Origin of the sequence: Aquimarina celericrescens (assembly GCF_042682765.1) — a bacterium.
Classification (GTDB): Bacteria; Bacteroidota; Bacteroidia; order Flavobacteriales; family Flavobacteriaceae; genus Aquimarina; species Aquimarina celericrescens.
Genome location: NZ_JBHUHY010000017.1, coordinates 218,514 through 235,525, shown reverse-complemented (window position 1 = coordinate 235,525; position 17,012 = coordinate 218,514). Strand labels below are relative to the sequence as shown.

The window sequence follows — 17,012 nt, the reverse complement described above, 5'->3', positions numbered from 1 at the left end:
ACTAATTAAAAAGATATATTCTCGATCTAGAATGTATAGAATGTACTTTATCTTCAAAATTTTATTTGTTATACTCTTAATTTTGAATACTAAAATAATTTCCTAAAGTACTGTTATTTTGAAGTTAAATCTAACGCTTTTAAGACCTTTTAACTCTTTTAATGTCTATCTTAAAAATATTAATAATTCGTAAAACCAACTTATTATGAAAAAAAGAAGTCTTAAAAATTTGAAGCTGGAAAAAAATATAATTTCTAATCTTTCAACAATCTCTCACAATATTAAAGGTGGATTTGGGAACACTCTACACAATGGAGGTTGTCCTGGACCAAGTGCAACGTCTGTGAGACCGTATGTGTGCAAAATATATTGTGATGGAACTGAGAATTAACAAACAAAAGCTACTACACCTTTTTTAAAGCTACCTTGATCTGAAAACATCAGGATGGCTTTAAAAAGGTATAAATAATCCTTCAAAATTACTGTAATCCTTTAGCCTCTTCCCAAAAAATATCCATTTCTGCAAGTGTCATATCTTTTAGACTTTTGTTTTTTTCTTTAGCTTTTCTTTCTAAGTACTGAAAGCGTTGTATAAATTTTTTATTAGTACGTTCTAAGGCATCTTCTGGATTAACATTAAGAAACCTTGCATAATTGATCATAGAAAACAGTACATCTCCGAACTCTGATTCAATTTTTTCCCGGTTATTCATATTAATTTCGTGCTGTAATTCTTCCAACTCTTCTTTAAGCTTATCAAATACCTGATAAGGTTCTTCCCAATCAAAACCTACTCCCGCAACTTTGTCTTGTATTCTGCTAGCTTTTACCAAGGCTGGTAACGATTTAGGCACTCCTTCTAGAACACTTTTCTTTCCTTCTTTTAGTTTCAAGTTTTCCCAATTACGCTTTACATCTTCTTCATTATTGACATGAACATCTCCATAAATATGAGGATGTCTATTGATGAGTTTCTCACAAATTTCATTAGCAACATCAGCAATATCAAAATCGTTAGTTTCACTACCAATTCTAGCGTAAAAAACAATATGTAATAATAAATCTCCAAGCTCTTTTTTTACCTCATTGAGATCATTATCAAGAATAGCATCACCCAGCTCATACGTTTCTTCTATGGTTAAATGCCGTAGCGATTGTAGCGTTTGTTTTTTATCCCATGGGCATTGTTCACGCAACTCGTTCATAATGGTCAATAATCTATCAAAAGCCTTTAACTGGTCCTCTCTTGAGTTCATAGTATAACGTTATATAGAAACTTGCTCCATTTTTCTTTTAGCTTCATTAAATTCTTTGATCATATCCTCTATGATCACTGCCGCAGGCTTGATATCGTGAATTAATCCTGACACCTGACCAATTTCTAATTCTCCTTCTTCCAGATCCCCTTCAAACATACCACGTTTTGCTCTTGCCCTTCCTAACAATGCTTTCAATTCATCTACTGAAGGTCCCTTGGCATAGAGTTGCATCACATCGTTATAAAATTTATTCTTAAGCATACGTACTGGAGCAAGCTCCTTTAGCGTAAGATGTGTATCCCCTTCTTTCGCATTTACTACCATCTTCTTGAAATTTATATGTGATGAAGCCTCATGGCTTGCAACAAAGCGACTTCCTACTTGAACACCATCTGCTCCTAAAGCCATGACAGCATACATTGCTGAACCCGTTGCAATACCACCAGCAGCTATTAATGGAATACGTATTTTCTCTTTTACCATAGGGATAAGAGTAAGCGTTGTAGTTTCATCTCTACCATTATGACCGCCAGCCTCAAAACCTTCAGCAACTACCGCATCAACTCCAGCATCTTGTGCTTTTAAAGCAAATTTTAAGCTACTAACTACATGTACAACAGTAATACCATGATCTTTTAGATATTTTGTAAATGTTTTGGGATTTCCAGCCGAAGTAAACACAATTTTAACTCCTTCTTCTATAATAATTTGTATAATCTCTTCTAGATTAGGATATAACATGGGTATATTTATACCAAACGGCTTATTCGTAGCCTTTTTACATTTTTGTATATGCTCTCTTAAAACATCTGGATACATAGAGCCTGAACCAATAAGTCCTAATCCTCCTGCATTACTAACAGCACTTGCCAATCTCCAGCCGCTAGCCCATATCATTCCACCCTGAATAATTGGATATTGGATATTGAATAGTTCTTTAATTTCATTCATTAATCGAGAAAAATCTTTAAGAAGTGAATATTATTATTTTATGGATAACAAGTTACGAAATTACACCCGACCCTACTAACTCATCATTAATATACCATGCAACAAATTGTCCTTCTGTGATAGCACTTTGTTTATTTTTGAATACTACATACATTCCAGAATCTACCATATATAATGTAGCTTTGTCTAAAGGTTGTCTGTATCTAATTCGTGCCATTACCTCAAGTTCTTCATCTACCTTAAGTTTAAGATCTTCTCTAACCCAATGAAGTTCGTCATTAGAAATAAATAAGGCCTTTCTATACAAACCAGGGTGATTTTTACCCTGTCCTGTATAAATTGTATTCGTTTCTACATCGGTTTCTATCACAAAAAGTGGCTCTGGGGTACCTCCAACCGCTAATCCTTTACGTTGTCCCTTAGTGTAATAATGAGCTCCTTGATGTTTTCCTACAACTTTTCCTTCATTACTATTATATCGATATTTTGCCGAAAGAAATTCAAGTTCTTCTTTTTTGGATGTAAACTCTGATTGTTTACGCAAATACTTACCTTCAGAAGAGGGTATTTCAATAATGTCGCCTTGTTTTGGTTGTAATTTCTGCTGAAGAAACTCTGGCAAGCGTACTTTCCCTATAAAACATAACCCTTGAGAGTCTTTTTTATCTGCGGTAACAAGATCTTGAGCTGCCGCTATCTCCCTAACCTCAGGTTTTAACAATTCTCCTACCGGAAATAAAGTTTTTGACAATTGTTCTTGAGATAGCTGACACAAAAAGTAAGACTGATCTTTGTTTGCATCTTTTCCTGCTAATAAACGATGTATTTCCTTACCATCTTTTACTATAGTATCTTTTCTACAATAGTGACCAGTAGCTACATAATCAGCTCCTAAAGACAAGGCTATCTTCAGAAATACATCGAACTTGATTTCACGATTACATAATACATCCGGATTAGGTGTACGGCCTTTTTCATATTCATTAAACATATAATCAACAATCCTTTCTTTGTACTGCTCACTAAGATCTACCGTTTGAAATGGAATACCTAGTTTTTCTGCAACTAATAGTGCATCATTGCTGTCATCTAGCCAAGGGCATTCATCTGAAATAGTTACCGAATCATCATGCCAGTTTTTCATAAACAGACCAATAACCTCATACCCTTGCTCTTTTAGCAAATATGCGGCTACGCTTGAGTCTACTCCACCCGATAATCCTACAATAACTCTCTTCATTACAAAATCTATTCTCTGTTCTAATTTCTTTGCAAAAATAGTAAATAAAAAAAGCAATGCTTACGCATTGCTATAGGGTTTTATCATATTGGCATTTTATAAAACGATACTAAGATCCGCTTTTTTGCAATGGAAACAGTTTCTGTTCAGATAGTTTTCCGTTTTCGTAGTATTTCCAAATACCATCTTTACGATCTCTTTTATAGTTCCCTTCAATGATTAATTCTCCTTGGGTATCATAATATTTGGTCATACCATGCAATTGATCATTTTCGTATGTAAACTCCTTAAGTACAACTCCTTTTTCAGAATACATAGTTCTTTTACCTTGTCTTTTACCATCAACATAGATGGTTTTCTCAGTTAACTGTCCATTTTCAAAATAAGTAAGTTGTTCTCCGTTTAATTTTCCAGATTTGTAGTGCTCGGTCATCATAATCTTGTCAGATCCATTATGATAGTAGGTCCAAACTCCTATTCTATCCTTATTTATCATCTGCCCCTTACTTATTATTTTTCCTTTAGCAGTAAAATACTTTATTTGTACTGTATCGCTATCTTTTGAGAAGATTTTAATGGCTGTAGGAGTATTACCCCCACTAGGTTTATAAAATTTAAATTCTCCTATTTCTTTTCCATGATCAAAAGTTCCCTCATATCGAAGCTGATCACTATTTTCGTATCTTTTTTGCCATTTACCGTGTCGCTTCCCGTTGGCATCATATGTATTATATTCTTGACCGAGAAGAGAGAAACTTATTACTCCTAAAACGCAAAACAAAAATGTACTTCGCATAATTACACTATTTGGGGCATTACTTCAACGAATTTAGTTGTCAAAAAGTATACCAATAATCTGAAAACAAAATAACAAAACTAATTTAAAACAAAAAAGCTCCAAAATAAGGAGCTTTCAAAATGTTGATACCGTTTTTGATTATCCGTTTTATATCATATAAAGTTTTATTCTGTCATGCTGACTTTATTTTAGCATCTCACTATACTCTGTAATAACCTTTTATACATGAGATCCTGAATCAATACTTCGACAAGCTGAGTATAAAAGTTCAGAATGACGTGGACAGCATAATTCATTACGGACATTCAAATCCAGTATGTAATACTATTCAAAACTATCTTTTTTTAGTTTTCTTTTGCTGTTCTGCTTGCTCCATAAGTTCTTTCATTTTCTTTTGGAACTTACCTTGCTTTTTAGGTTTCTTTTTATTTTCCTGAATTTTTGCATGAATTTTATCTTCATCAATAATTACATTTTTAATCACCAACATGATTCCTATAGTAATTAAGTTAGAAATAAAGTAATATAAAGACAATCCACTGGCATAGTTATTAAAGAAAAATAACATCATTACCGGAGATAAATACATGATAAATTTCATATTAGGCATTCCCGGTTGCTGTGTTTGCATCGTTTGCCCAGTAGTCATTGTCATGTAGATAAAAATTGCGACAGATGCTAATATTGGAAATAAACTTATGTGATCCCCATAAAATGGAATATCAAATGGTAATTGCGCTATGGTATCGTAGCTTGAAAGATCGTCTGCCCATAAGAAACTTTTTTGTCGCAACTCGAATGCACTTGGAAAGAAATTGAATAATGCATAGAATACAGGAATTTGCATCAATGCCGGTAAACAACCACTCATAGGATTTACTCCGGCTTTACCGTACAGCGCCATAGTTTCCTGTTGCTTTTTCATGGCGTTATCCTTATGTTTTTCATTGATCTCGGTAATCTCTGGACGTAATACCTTCATTTTGGCCTGAGACAGATATGATTTATAAGTCACAGGAGATAAAATAATACGTACAATGATGGTCATTACTATTATCGAAATACCATAAGGAAGGAAACCACTTAGAAAACTAAAAAAGGGAATAAACAAGTACTTATTGATCACTCCAAAAATCCCCCATCCTAAGGGCACAACCTCATCTAAATTTCTCTTATAGTCGTTCAGAATTTTATAATCTGTTGGCCCGTAATACCAGTCCATAACATAGTTAAGCTCACCCCCTTGTAATTCTAACGGCATAGTAGCCGAGAATTCCTTGGTTACCTTAATATCTTTATCATCAAGATCACTAGAGTTGGCTATATTTTTAGAAGTAAACGCTGCTGTTTTAAATGGTGTGTCTGTTAATAATATTGAAGTAAAGAAATGTTGTTTGAAGGCGATCCAGCTCACATTTTGCTCATCATCATCTGCAAATTCGCCTTGCCCAAGATAATCATCTTTATCACCATCATACTCATAAAGGACTTCGGTATATCTGTTCTCATATGAGGCACTTTTTGCATGTCTTATAGCCTGTAATTTCCAATCCAGGTTAACCGTTTGACTACTATTAATTACTTGCTGTAATCCTTGAGATCTGATGGTAAAATCTACCATGTAATCATTAGGTTTTAATTCATATCGATACTCTAAAAATTTTGTATTTGAAACTTTTAGCTTCATCGACAGAATTGTGTTTTCACCTTTTTTTGTAACTGTCGGCTCAAAAAACAGATCTTTTGTATTCAAAATTCTATTATCTGTAGTACCAAAGTTGATATTGAAAGAGGCATTTTTTCCATCCTTGATGAGGTATAGCGGAACAGAGTCATAGGTCTTGAAATTTTTTAATAAGGCTTCAGAAATATATCCTCCCCTATTACTTACTTTCAAGCTTAAAACCTCATTTTCTATTTTGGTAACCGCTTCTTTGGCAGAAGGTAAACTAGCAGAATATGCAAAAGCGCCTAATTGAGATTTTGCTCCTGCCAGAGCTACAGAATCTTGAGGGCTGGCTACGATAGCTTCACTTTTTGATACAAAATCTGTAGTATCAACACTTTCCCCTTTTTTCTCTGCTGCTACTTGTTCTTGTTTAGCTTTTTTCTGGGCCTCAATTTCTTCGGGAGTAGGTTGATTTTGATAAAACATGAAGGCTACGATCCCAAAAATAAGTGCAAATCCTATTATCGAATTAAGGTCAAATTTCTTTTCTTCCATTTATTTAAGTGTAAAAAGCCTTTATCTGATGGCTCAGAAAGGCTTTTAGAATTATATATTACTTTTTGTTGTCAATTATCTCGCCAATTACAACCCCTGTGACACTTTGGCACTTTTGTTACTTTTTGAATAGGTAACAGCAGCTTTTACAAAGGCAATAAATAAAGGATGTGGATTAGCCACTGTACTTTTATATTCGGGATGGTATTGCACCCCCACAAACCAAGGATGATCAGGTATTTCGATAATTTCTACCAAACCAGTTCTAGGATTTATACCTGTTGTTTTGAGTCCGGCATTCTCTAGCTGCTCTTTGTAATTATTATTATACTCGTATCGATGACGATGACGTTCTGATATTAATTTTTCTTTATATGCTTCAAAAACTTTACTGTTTTCTACTAGTTCACAATCCCAGGCTCCTAAACGCATGGTTCCACCCATGTCTGTAACACTCTTTTGTTCTTCCATTAAGTCAATAACTGGATGAGGAGTTTTTTCATCTACCTCTGCAGAACACGCATCTTTTAGTCCCAGTATATTGCGAGAATATTCGATCACAGCCATTTGCATCCCCAGGCATATTCCAAAGAATGGTAATTTATGCTCTCTGGCAAATTGCACTGCTTTTATTTTTCCTTCGATACCGCGCTCTCCGAATCCTGGAGCTACCAGAATTCCGTCTAAATGAGCTATTTTCTTGTTAATAGTGTCATCATCAATATATTCTGAATGTATACTTACTACATTAACTTTTACTTCATTTTCTGCTCCTGCGTGAATAAACGCCTCAAGTATTGATTTATACGAATCTTGTAATTCTACATATTTACCTACCAATCCGATAGTCACTTCATACTTCGGATTCTTATGTCTTTCCAAAAACATATTCCATTTTTCCAGATTTGGGGTATCGTCATGTCGTAATACCAATTGCTTTAGTACAACGGTATCCAGCCCCTCTTCTAGCATCAAATTAGGAACATCATATATGGTTGAAGCATCAATAGATTCGATGACCGCTTCCTGTTTAACATTACAAAACAACGCCAGTTTTCTGCGCAAATCATCTGATAATTCATGCTCGGTTCTACATACCAATACATCAGCCTTAATACCACTCTCCATCAATGTCTTGACACTGTGTTGTGTTGGTTTTGTTTTTAGCTCACCAGCTGCCGAAAGGTATGGAATTAATGTTAAGTGAATCACCAAAGCATTAGTATCTCCCAGTTCCCATTTAAGTTGACGAACAGCTTCTATATATGGTAGTGATTCTATATCACCTACTGTTCCTCCTATTTCTGTAATGACAATATCATACTCGCCACTTTTGCCTAGGATCTGGATTCTTTCTTTAATCTCATTAGTAATATGAGGGACTACTTGTACGGTTTTCCCTAAAAATTCGCCTCGTCTCTCTTTTTCTATAACACTTTGATAAATTCGACCAGTGGTTACATTATTTGCCTGAGAAGTAGGGGTATTCAGAAATCGCTCATAATGCCCCAAATCCAGATCTGTTTCTGCTCCATCATCCGTTACATAGCATTCACCATGCTCGTAAGGGTTTAGGGTTCCAGGATCGACATTTATGTAAGGATCCAATTTTTGAATTGTAACCCTGTATCCTCTCGCTTGTAATAGTTTTGCTAGAGAAGCTGCTATGATCCCCTTTCCTAATGAAGAGGAAACACCTCCTGTCACAAAAACATATTTGGTATTAGCCATGTAAACTTAACTATTTGTTTGTTATGTTTTAATTCTGCGCAAAAATACAAAGAAGTCCCGAAACGATACCTCGAAAATTAAGCAATATTCGTAGAACTTATTCATATTCCTTCAACAACCTAAAAAACTGATAATCAAATACAAAATTTATATAAAAATAAAATCCTGTCTGTTAGACAGGATGCATTCTTTTATAGTTAAAGAAAGTTTTATTCTTCTTCGGAAGAATTATCGCTTCCTTCGGGATCTGAAAAATCTGTCATTCCTTTTGACTGAAGAATATTATACCACTGAATCACTTTTTTCATATCACTAGCATATACTCTGTCTTCATCATAATCGGGAAGCACTTCGCTAAAATATGCTTCGAGTTTATCTTTAGACTCTTTATGGCTAATCGCTTGCCCACCACTTTCTTTCTCTTGAATTTTTCTAAAAATCTCTCGTAAGGGCACTTCTTCAGTTAACGTATAGATAGCAATTTCGCTGAGAACACTTACATTGTGTCGTATGCTTACTGATATTTTTTTTTCATCCAGTAGGGATTCTGCTAAAAAACCGCTACGCGTTTGAGATTTTAATTCGAATAAACCTGGTTTTCCAGAAATCGCTAATATTTTATCTAAGCTCATAAATTATCTTTTCAAGGTTGGCAAATATCCACAGTTCGTTTGAAAAAATCAAACATTTGTCAACATAAATATTTCTTGTAAACTTTACTTATCTTATTTTTTTCGCCAGCGGAAAACGCATTCGATAATCTGCATTAACCTTACCTTTAGAAATATTGGTCAGCTTTCCTTTTATTAAACGTTTCTTAAGGCTTGATAGTTTATCTGTAAATAAAATTCCTTCGATATGATCATACTCATGTTGAATCACTCTCGCCACTAAACCATCATATGTTTCAGTATGTTCAACAAAGTTCTCATCAAAGTAGTTGATTTTTATAGTTTCGTTACGAAAAACATCTTCTCTAATATCAGGGATACTAAGACATCCCTCGGTAAAAGACCATTCTTCTCCAGTTTCCTCGATTATAGTAGCATTAATAAATACTTTTCTAAAACCTTTCAATTGCTCTCTATCGTCTTCAGATAGTTCTTCATCCTCGGAAAAAGGTGCTGTATCCACCAAAAACAAACGGATAGGCAAACCTACCTGAGGAGCCGCTAACCCAACCCCATGAGCTGCATACATAGTTTCAAACATGTTTTCTAGTAATTCATCGAGCTTAGGATATTCTTTTTCAATCTCCTTTGCTTTTTTCTTTAATACAGCATCTCCGTAGGCTACAATAGGAAGTATCATATTATTATTTGTTATTCTGTTATTTTATCGATTATACAAATAATCTTGTAATATAATCGTAGCACTAATTTGATCTACCAGTGCTTTATCTTTTCGTTTCTTTTTAGAAATTCCGCTCGCAATCATTGTATCAAAAGCAATCTTTGATGTAAAGCGCTCGTCTATCCTTTTTACAGGAATTGCGGGAACTTCTTTATTTAATTTTTCTAAAAAAGGTTTAATTAATTTTTCGATTTCTGACGCTTCTCCGTGCAATCTTTTAGGTTCCCCTACTATAAAAAGCTCAACTTCTTCTTTAGACACATATTCTTTTAACCACGATAACAAATCTTTAGTATCTACAGTCGTCAATCCTGAAGCAATAATTTGAGATTCATCAGTAATTGCAATCCCACATCGCTTTCCTCCATAATCTATCGCCAAAATTCGTGCCATCTATTTTTTTTGCAAAAATATGATATTATAACAAATAAACATTCTAATTTATTAATGGTTTCCTAAAATATGGTGAATCCGTACTTTTTTCCGAGGAAGCTCTTATATTTACCAAAATTTTTTAAATCAATGAACCAACTAAAGGAAACCATAGAGAAAGCCTGGGCAAACAGAGAGCTTTTAAAAGACCCCAAAACGCAAGATGCCATTCGGGAAGTAGTAAATTTATTGGATTCTGGTGAATTAAGAGTAGCTGAACCTATTGAAAATGGCTGGCAGGTAAATGAATGGGTTAAAAAAGGGGTGGTACTATATTTTCCCATTCAAAAAATGAAAACTCTAGAAGCCGGAATTTTTGAATATCATGATAAAATCCCTTTAAAAAGAGGATATGAAGCCAAAGGAATACGAGTAGTACCTAATGCGGTTGCCCGCCATGGAGCTTACATCTCTCCTGGTACGATCCTGATGCCAAGTTATGTAAATATTGGGGCTTTCGTTGATGAAGGCACTATGGTCGATACCTGGGCTACTGTAGGCAGCTGTGCGCAGATTGGTAAAAATGTTCATTTAAGCGGAGGCGTTGGTATAGGTGGTGTTTTAGAACCCTTACAAGCAGCTCCCGTGATTATTGAAGATAATGCTTTTATCGGGTCGCGTTGTATTGTCGTGGAAGGGGTAAAGGTAGAAAAAGAAGCCGTTCTTGGAGCCAATGTAGTACTTACTGCATCAACAAAAATTATTGATGTTACAGGCGATACTCCAGTAGAAAGAAAAGGAGTAGTTCCCTCTGGATCTGTTGTTATTCCTGGAAGCTATACCAAAAAATTTGCAGCTGGGGAATATAATGTTCCCTGTGCGTTAATCATCGGTAAACGCAAAGAAAGTACAGATAAAAAGACCTCTTTGAACGATGCACTTCGTGAATACGATGTTGCCGTTTAGTTTAATAAACAGCTATAAAATTTGAGCTTGTCTTAAAAAGATAAGCTCAATTGTTTTAATTGATAGTCAATGAAGATTTTAGTTATTCAGCAAAAAATGATAGGCGATGTACTAACAAGTACTATTATTTGCGAAGCTTTGCGTAAAGAATATCCTGATGCCTCTATTGATTACTTAATAAATTCGAACACAAGACCGGTAGTAGCAGAAAACAAGTTTTTCGATACTATTATCGAGTTTAAAAATAATTACCGCGATAACAAAATAGACTTTTGTAGTTTTTTACTAAAAATTAAAAAAACGAGATATGATCTCGTTATTGATGCTTATGGAAAGTTAGAAAGTAATCTCATTACCTTATTTTCCGGAGCTACAGAAAAAGTATCATTCTATAAGTGGTATACGCAGTTTTTTTATACTAAAACAGTTCGTAGAATTCCTGAACCAATTACCAATGCCAGTACAGCAATAGAAAATAGATTACGTCTGGTTTTTCCAGAAAATAGAATTACTTCTGAAATTATAAGACCGAAAATATTCCTGACACGAGAAGAGAAAGAAAGAGCAAAGGAATTTTTAGAATCTAACGAGGTAAATCTAAAGAAACCTCTAGTCATGATTAGTGTACTTGGTAGTGAAATGAGAAAAACACTACCTCTGAAGTACATGGCAAAGGTTATTGACGAAATAGTTTCTTCAACAGGAGCTAATGTTTTATTCAACTATATCCCTAACCAGGAAAAAGATGCTCGCACTGTCTATAACTTAACCAATTACAAAACTCAGCAACACATATATTTCGATGTATTTGCAAAAAGTCTTCGTGGATTTATTGCTATTCTATCCTATTGTGATGCCTTAGTTGGTAATGAAGGTGGTGCTATCAACATTGCTAAAGCCTTAGAGGTCCCAACCTTTACTATTTTTTCTCCCTGGATCATTAAAAAAGATTGGAATATGTTTGAAGATGACGAAAAACATATGTCGGTTCATCTTGTAGATTTCATTCCATCTCTTTTTATGAATAAAACTACCAAAGAACTTAAAAAAGCGTCTTTAGAACTTTATTCCAATTTTAAACCAGAATTATTCACTAACCAATTAAGAGAATTTTTATATAAAAATTTTGAGTAATTTTTTAAACTAAGTATTAAACTGAATAGTCTTAGAGAACAAACTCCTTTATTAGAGTAATCTCGACAATAATATAATAGTTAATTTTGCACAAAACCAAATTTAAATAAATACACCAAAAATGATTAAACTCTCTGGAGTTATTATTACTTACAACGAAGAAAGAAAAATAGAAACTTGTCTAACATCTCTCAAAGATGTGGTTGATGAAATAGTTGTTGTGGATTCTTTTTCAACAGATAAAACTGAAGAAATTTGTGGTAAATTTGGAGTGAAATTTATAAAACAAAAATTTCTTGGTTACAAGGAGCAAAAGAATTTTGCTATTACTCAAGCTTCCTATTCTCATATTATTTCTCTGGACGGAGATGAAGCATTGTCACCAGAATTACAAAAATCTTTGATTAAATTAAAATCTAATTGGGTGTACGATGGATATTATATGAATCGCTACAATAATTTTTGTGGTCAATGGATTAAGCATTCTGATTGGTACCCCGACAAAAAATTGAGAGCGTTTGTAAAGGGAAAAGGAGAATGGAAAGGCATTAATCCTCATGATTCCTACAAATTATACAATCCTAAAAATGTTGGAAAAATAAAAGGCGATATTTTACACTGGAACTACCCATCTTACAGCGCTTATAACAAACAAATAGAAAAATTCTCTACCATTTCTGCCCAATCATATTTGGAGTTAGGTAAAAAAGCTACACTTTGGAAAATTTTTTTCAATCCAACGTGGGCTTTTTTCAAAGCCTACTTCTTGAGATTAGGTTTTCTTGACGGCTTAAATGGATTTGTGATTTGTGCCCAGACAGCTAATCTGACTTTCTTAAAATACATTAAATTAAGGGAGTTACATAAAAAAAAATACAATCAATCCACTTAGTTATTGTAAATTTTGGACCATAAACCTTCCAAATTAGCGGGGTATTGTTCATCTTGATATGATGCTGCAGTCAATATTCTTTCTAATTTATAAACAAATCATCGATTTTTTTCGAGCAATTTTGCCACGTATATTCTAATACAGTATTTCTTACATTCGTTTTAAGAGTATAAGCTTGTTCTATAAGGGGTATTACATCTTGATATTTAGAATCAATCTCAAATAAAAAGCCATTTTCTCCATGTGCAATGATATCTGGACAAAAGCCGGTTTTTGAAGCAACTGGAACACAATTAGACATCATAGATTCAAGCACTGGCACAGGCCCCCCTTCTAATGTCGATGGAGAAACAAAAACATCAATTTTACTGTAAAGATCAGGATAAGATTCATAAGGCATGTTATTATAGTATGTGAAGTTAGGAAGTTGAGAAAGCTCTTTAAATTTGTTGTAATCTTCCCAATTACGACCAATTAAATAAAACTTCTTATCAGGCATATTTCTAACCAAATTAAAAATTAGATCAGGATTTTTTCTAGTGCCAAAATTAGAACAAAAGCCAATACCACCATCTTTTCGCTCATGATAATAAAAGAATTCAGATGAAGTTCCTATGTGCATTACCTTGAGAATACTAGACTTTACTCCAATTTCTTCCAAATATTCTTTAATTTCAGAATTGAGACAAATCACAGAATCTGCTTTATTAAGACACCATACCACATGGGTCTTTGAATATTTTTTAGACCAAGTAGGATGGGTGAACATAACAATGTTTTTCTTATTCAAAACGTTAGGAGTACTGCGTATGCATCGACAAAAATAGTTTTGATAAATATAGTAGTAACCATCAGCATCAGGCAGATTACGCAATTTATTATGATAATATGCTGTTGCATTTAAAGAAGAGTATCGCGATAACCGCCTTACCTTCGCACCAAAAATCCAATCTTTGTCTTTTTCTCTTGCAACGTAGATAATTTTTTCAATTCTCGTGCTTTTTACATTTTTATATAACTTCGATCTTAAAATTGCGATACCATATTTCCATTTATGAAATATTAGAAAATATAATCGCTCCTGTAGGTTTCCTTTTTTAGGCATATTAAATATATTAGATCTTGAGCTCATCACTCATGTAGCAGCACAAAACAACACTAGAAAATCTTATGTAATTTTTATTAAAGAACTCTTATCGTTACCTTAGATTGGACTTTCTGAAATCTTATTTTTGTATTTTTCCTTCCAAAAAAATATTCTTTTTTTTATACGAATTTTTCGATAATAATGATGCTGAAATTCTTTTGTGTATTGCCACATTAAATCAAATATCTTTTGTTCATCTTCTCCAGAACATGCTGCATATTCGTTACTCATAATCTCTATCATCGATCTGTGAATAGTGAGCTTAGCAAAGTTTTTAATTCTGGTTTTAAAATCCATTATACCAAACTCCATTCTATTGAGATCAACTAAATAAAATTCATATCCGCCTTCTTTTCTCTCAATTAAAGTGTTACCAGGAGAATGGTCAAGAAAATTTACTCCGTTTTTATGAAGTTTATAAGTAAATCTAGTAAATGCTCGAAGTATTTCCTCATGATCAGGAATGTCAAAATCAGTAGTTAGTTCCCTGTATGTCAAATCGCAATTTATCAATTTGCTTACATAGTAACTTTTTTTAAACAAAAAAGAAGTTGTCTCAGTTTGATAAGCTACCGGAAAAGGAGTATTTATAGCAAGTTTAAGTAATTTATTTGCATACTCATATGACCTTTCTGCTTTAGACTTTCTAAAGAAACGATATACGATTTGATTAAAAAAGTTAGGTATTTTAAATGACTTTATAGTATATTTTTTACTATCAATGGTTACAATTTTTATTATATTACGTTCTGCATCACCCAATATCTCTTCAAACTCTTCAAAATTAATAATAGCACCTAACACTTTATCTCTTAGGGAATTATACTTAGAGTGAATTACAGATTTTTTTTGCATTAAACAGCTTTTTATTTTAAATTAAATACCTAGTCGCACTTTATGGTTGCAATACTAAATCAAATAAATACTATTAGAAAAATTATGAATAAAACTTAATTTACATACTGCTATTTATTTCTATAAAATACTTCACACATCCCACCACCACAAATATGTTTGTAGTTTATATATTCATTTTGTGCAAATATATTCAAATTAAAATACAGGAGCATATCTCTCTGATATGTATTACTGAATTGAATGTCATAAATATCATTTGTTTAATCTATTTCCAACTTGTACTTTTGATCTTTATAATTATGAGAAGCTAATCGTGAAAAGTCTTTCAACAATATTAATAAATCCTTACCCTTTTATTTAACCTTCAACGCAGCTTTGATAAAGCAAAAACAATTCTAGTCAAAAAAAATATGCATATTTTACATTTATCGGCAGTTACAAATTGGGGTGGTGGTGAGAATCACATAGAGAATTTATGTTTTGAGTTAAAAGAATCGAATCCTGAGATTAAAAACACAATTTTGTGTGCTCGCAATACTCCATTTCATAGAAGATTAGAAAAAACTGAACTTAACTTTATTACGGCTCCGCTAAAAATTAAGATTGACCCGAGATATTTTCTTAAAATCGGTGCATTTTGTAAGAAAGAGAATGTAGACTTGATTCATATCCACGAACCCAGCGCTTTGTTTGCCGCCATATTAGCAGATAAACTTTATGGCTTACCCCCGTTTGTATTCAGCAAAAAAACATCTTTCCCTATTAAACAAAGAAAAAAGACGCTCTATAAATATAACTATCCAAAGATCAGAAAAATATTATGTGTATCTGATGAAACAAAGAGAGTAGCTGAAAAAGCGATTGTTGATCAAGATAAATTACTAACTATTTATCATGGAACCAATCTCAAAACCAAAAGTACAGAAACCCCTTTTCAACTCAAAGAGAAATATGGTATTGCAGAGGATAAGATAGTTATTGGAAATATCGGTAATCATATCAAAGCGAAACACTTGGAAACATTGATCGATGTAGCCAATATCATCATCAATAAAAAGAAGAATACAAATTTTATTTTTGTACAGATAGGGACTTTTTCCGAAAGGACTGAGGCATTACTAGATAAGGTAAAATCATTAAGCCTTGAAGAACACATAATATTCTTAGGTTACACACCAAATGCTTCAAACTTTATTTCGCAATTTGATATTAGTCTTATAACATCGCAGAGTGAAGGAATACCCCAATTTATATATGAATCTATGTACCATAAAACTCCCGTGATTAGCACCGATGTTGGGGGTATCTCTGAAGCTGTAGAGCATAAAATTAATGGATTACTTGCACCGGTATATGATACTGAAACCCTAACAAAACATATATTACAACTTTCTAAAAATCCTCAGTTATCAAAAGAATTTACAGAAATAAGTTATAAAAAACTACTAGAAATGTTTACAACCAGTATTATGGCTGAACAAACTTTGAATGTTTATAAAACAGTGTTAAATTATGACTGATCAAAATACAGAAATCGAAAAAGCAATTTCAGTCTTAAAAAGAGGAGGGATCATTCTCTATCCTACTGATACAGTTTGGGGAGTAGGATGTGACGCAACAAATGCAGAGGCTATTGATAAAATATTCGCACTAAAAAAACGAGAAGAAAGTAAATCGATGATCTGCTTAGTTAGTGATTTTAAGATGTTACAACAATATGTAGAAGAAGTCCCCGAAGTTGCGTATGATATTCTTAAATATGCTTCAAAACCGACAACAATAATTTATGATAGACCGCTTAGAGTAGCAGAAAATATTATTGCAGAAGACAATACTTTAGCAATACGCGTTGCCAGAGATCCCTTTTGCGGAAAATTAATCCGAAAACTCAAAAGACCAATCGTTTCTACTTCTGCCAATATTAGTGGTATGCCCACCCCAAAAAACTTTAAAGAAATATCTACAGCGATTTTGGAAGGCGTTGACTATGTTGTAAATTTGCCTTTACAAAAAAAAGGTACGAAACCTTCATCGATTATTAAAATCGGAAATGACAGCACGGTAAAAATTATAAGGAAGTAAATTG

The 17,012-nt window shown here is 33.3% G+C and carries 16 protein-coding genes; 5 read left to right on the top strand and 11 right to left on the bottom strand.

Annotated features, from left to right (window positions below):
* Positions 1–479: 479 nt before the first annotated feature.
* The 9 genes from mazG to ruvX all read right to left on the bottom strand — a co-directional run bounded on the left by mazG (position 480) and on the right by ruvX (position 9,950).
* Positions 480–1,256, bottom strand: coding sequence for a nucleoside triphosphate pyrophosphohydrolase (gene mazG / locus ACFSJT_RS17740; protein ID WP_378321678.1), 777 nt, complete (start codon positions 1,254–1,256; stop codon positions 480–482).
* 9 nt (positions 1,257–1,265) lie between these two features.
* Positions 1,266–2,210, bottom strand: coding sequence for an NAD(P)H-dependent flavin oxidoreductase (locus ACFSJT_RS17735; RefSeq protein WP_378321677.1), 945 nt, complete (start codon positions 2,208–2,210; stop codon positions 1,266–1,268).
* Between the two features lie 52 nt (positions 2,211–2,262).
* A complete protein-coding gene (gene mnmA / locus ACFSJT_RS17730; RefSeq protein ID WP_378321676.1) occupies positions 2,263–3,450 on the bottom strand; it encodes a tRNA 2-thiouridine(34) synthase MnmA in 1,188 nt (395 codons plus the stop codon).
* A gap of 109 nt (positions 3,451–3,559) precedes the next feature.
* Positions 3,560–4,246, bottom strand: a complete 687-nt coding sequence (locus tag ACFSJT_RS17725) for a toxin-antitoxin system YwqK family antitoxin (protein WP_378321675.1) — start codon at positions 4,244–4,246, stop codon at positions 3,560–3,562.
* A 337-nt stretch (positions 4,247–4,583) separates the two neighbouring features.
* The gene (gene yidC, locus ACFSJT_RS17720) at positions 4,584–6,473 is read right to left on the bottom strand and encodes a membrane protein insertase YidC (RefSeq protein WP_378321674.1); all 1,890 of its coding nucleotides are present in this window, start codon (positions 6,471–6,473) and stop codon (positions 4,584–4,586) included.
* Positions 6,474–6,560: 87 nt separating this feature from the next.
* Positions 6,561–8,204, bottom strand: coding sequence for a CTP synthase (locus ACFSJT_RS17715; RefSeq protein ID WP_378321673.1), 1,644 nt, complete (start codon positions 8,202–8,204; stop codon positions 6,561–6,563).
* A 209-nt stretch (positions 8,205–8,413) separates the two neighbouring features.
* Positions 8,414–8,836, bottom strand: a complete 423-nt coding sequence (locus tag ACFSJT_RS17710; protein WP_378321672.1) for a DUF5606 family protein — start codon at positions 8,834–8,836, stop codon at positions 8,414–8,416.
* An 88-nt stretch (positions 8,837–8,924) separates the two neighbouring features.
* Positions 8,925–9,515: a peptide deformylase gene (def, locus tag ACFSJT_RS17705; RefSeq protein ID WP_378321671.1), complete on the bottom strand. Its 591-nt coding sequence runs from the start codon at positions 9,513–9,515 to the stop codon at positions 8,925–8,927.
* Positions 9,516–9,539: 24 nt separating this feature from the next.
* Entirely contained in the window at positions 9,540–9,950 is a 411-nt protein-coding gene (gene ruvX, locus ACFSJT_RS17700) for a Holliday junction resolvase RuvX (RefSeq protein WP_378321670.1), read from the bottom strand.
* Between the two features lie 129 nt (positions 9,951–10,079).
* On the opposite strand from ruvX, the gene ACFSJT_RS17695 reads away from it, so the two are divergent.
* The 3 genes from ACFSJT_RS17695 (at position 10,080) to ACFSJT_RS17685 (ending at position 12,921) form a co-directional block, all read left to right on the top strand.
* Positions 10,080–10,895, top strand: coding sequence for a 2,3,4,5-tetrahydropyridine-2,6-dicarboxylate N-succinyltransferase (locus ACFSJT_RS17695; RefSeq protein WP_378321669.1), 816 nt, complete (start codon positions 10,080–10,082; stop codon positions 10,893–10,895).
* A 69-nt stretch (positions 10,896–10,964) separates the two neighbouring features.
* A complete protein-coding gene (locus ACFSJT_RS17690; RefSeq protein WP_378321668.1) occupies positions 10,965–12,029 on the top strand; it encodes a glycosyltransferase family 9 protein in 1,065 nt (354 codons plus the stop codon).
* Between the two features lie 121 nt (positions 12,030–12,150).
* Positions 12,151–12,921, top strand: a complete 771-nt coding sequence (locus ACFSJT_RS17685) for a glycosyltransferase family 2 protein (protein WP_378321667.1) — start codon at positions 12,151–12,153, stop codon at positions 12,919–12,921.
* 82 nt (positions 12,922–13,003) lie between these two features.
* Here the strand turns inward: ACFSJT_RS17685 and ACFSJT_RS17680 are convergent, their stop codons facing one another.
* Both ACFSJT_RS17680 and ACFSJT_RS17675 read right to left on the bottom strand, forming a co-directional pair.
* A complete protein-coding gene (locus ACFSJT_RS17680; RefSeq protein WP_378321666.1) occupies positions 13,004–14,026 on the bottom strand; it encodes a glycosyltransferase family 4 protein in 1,023 nt (340 codons plus the stop codon).
* Positions 14,027–14,125: 99 nt separating this feature from the next.
* A complete protein-coding gene (locus ACFSJT_RS17675; protein WP_378321665.1) occupies positions 14,126–14,923 on the bottom strand; it encodes a lipopolysaccharide kinase InaA family protein in 798 nt (265 codons plus the stop codon).
* Between the two features lie 413 nt (positions 14,924–15,336).
* Between ACFSJT_RS17675 and ACFSJT_RS17670 the strand changes: the two genes are divergently transcribed.
* Positions 15,337–16,446 carry a glycosyltransferase family 4 protein gene (locus tag ACFSJT_RS17670; protein ID WP_378321664.1) on the top strand — a complete coding sequence of 370 codons (1,110 nt, stop codon included), beginning with the start codon at positions 15,337–15,339 and terminating at the stop codon, positions 16,444–16,446.
* Entirely contained in the window at positions 16,439–17,008 is a 570-nt protein-coding gene (locus ACFSJT_RS17665) for an L-threonylcarbamoyladenylate synthase (RefSeq protein ID WP_378321663.1), read from the top strand. Before ACFSJT_RS17670 ends, ACFSJT_RS17665 begins: the two co-directional genes overlap by 8 nt.
* The last annotated feature ends 4 nt before the right edge of the window (positions 17,009–17,012 follow it).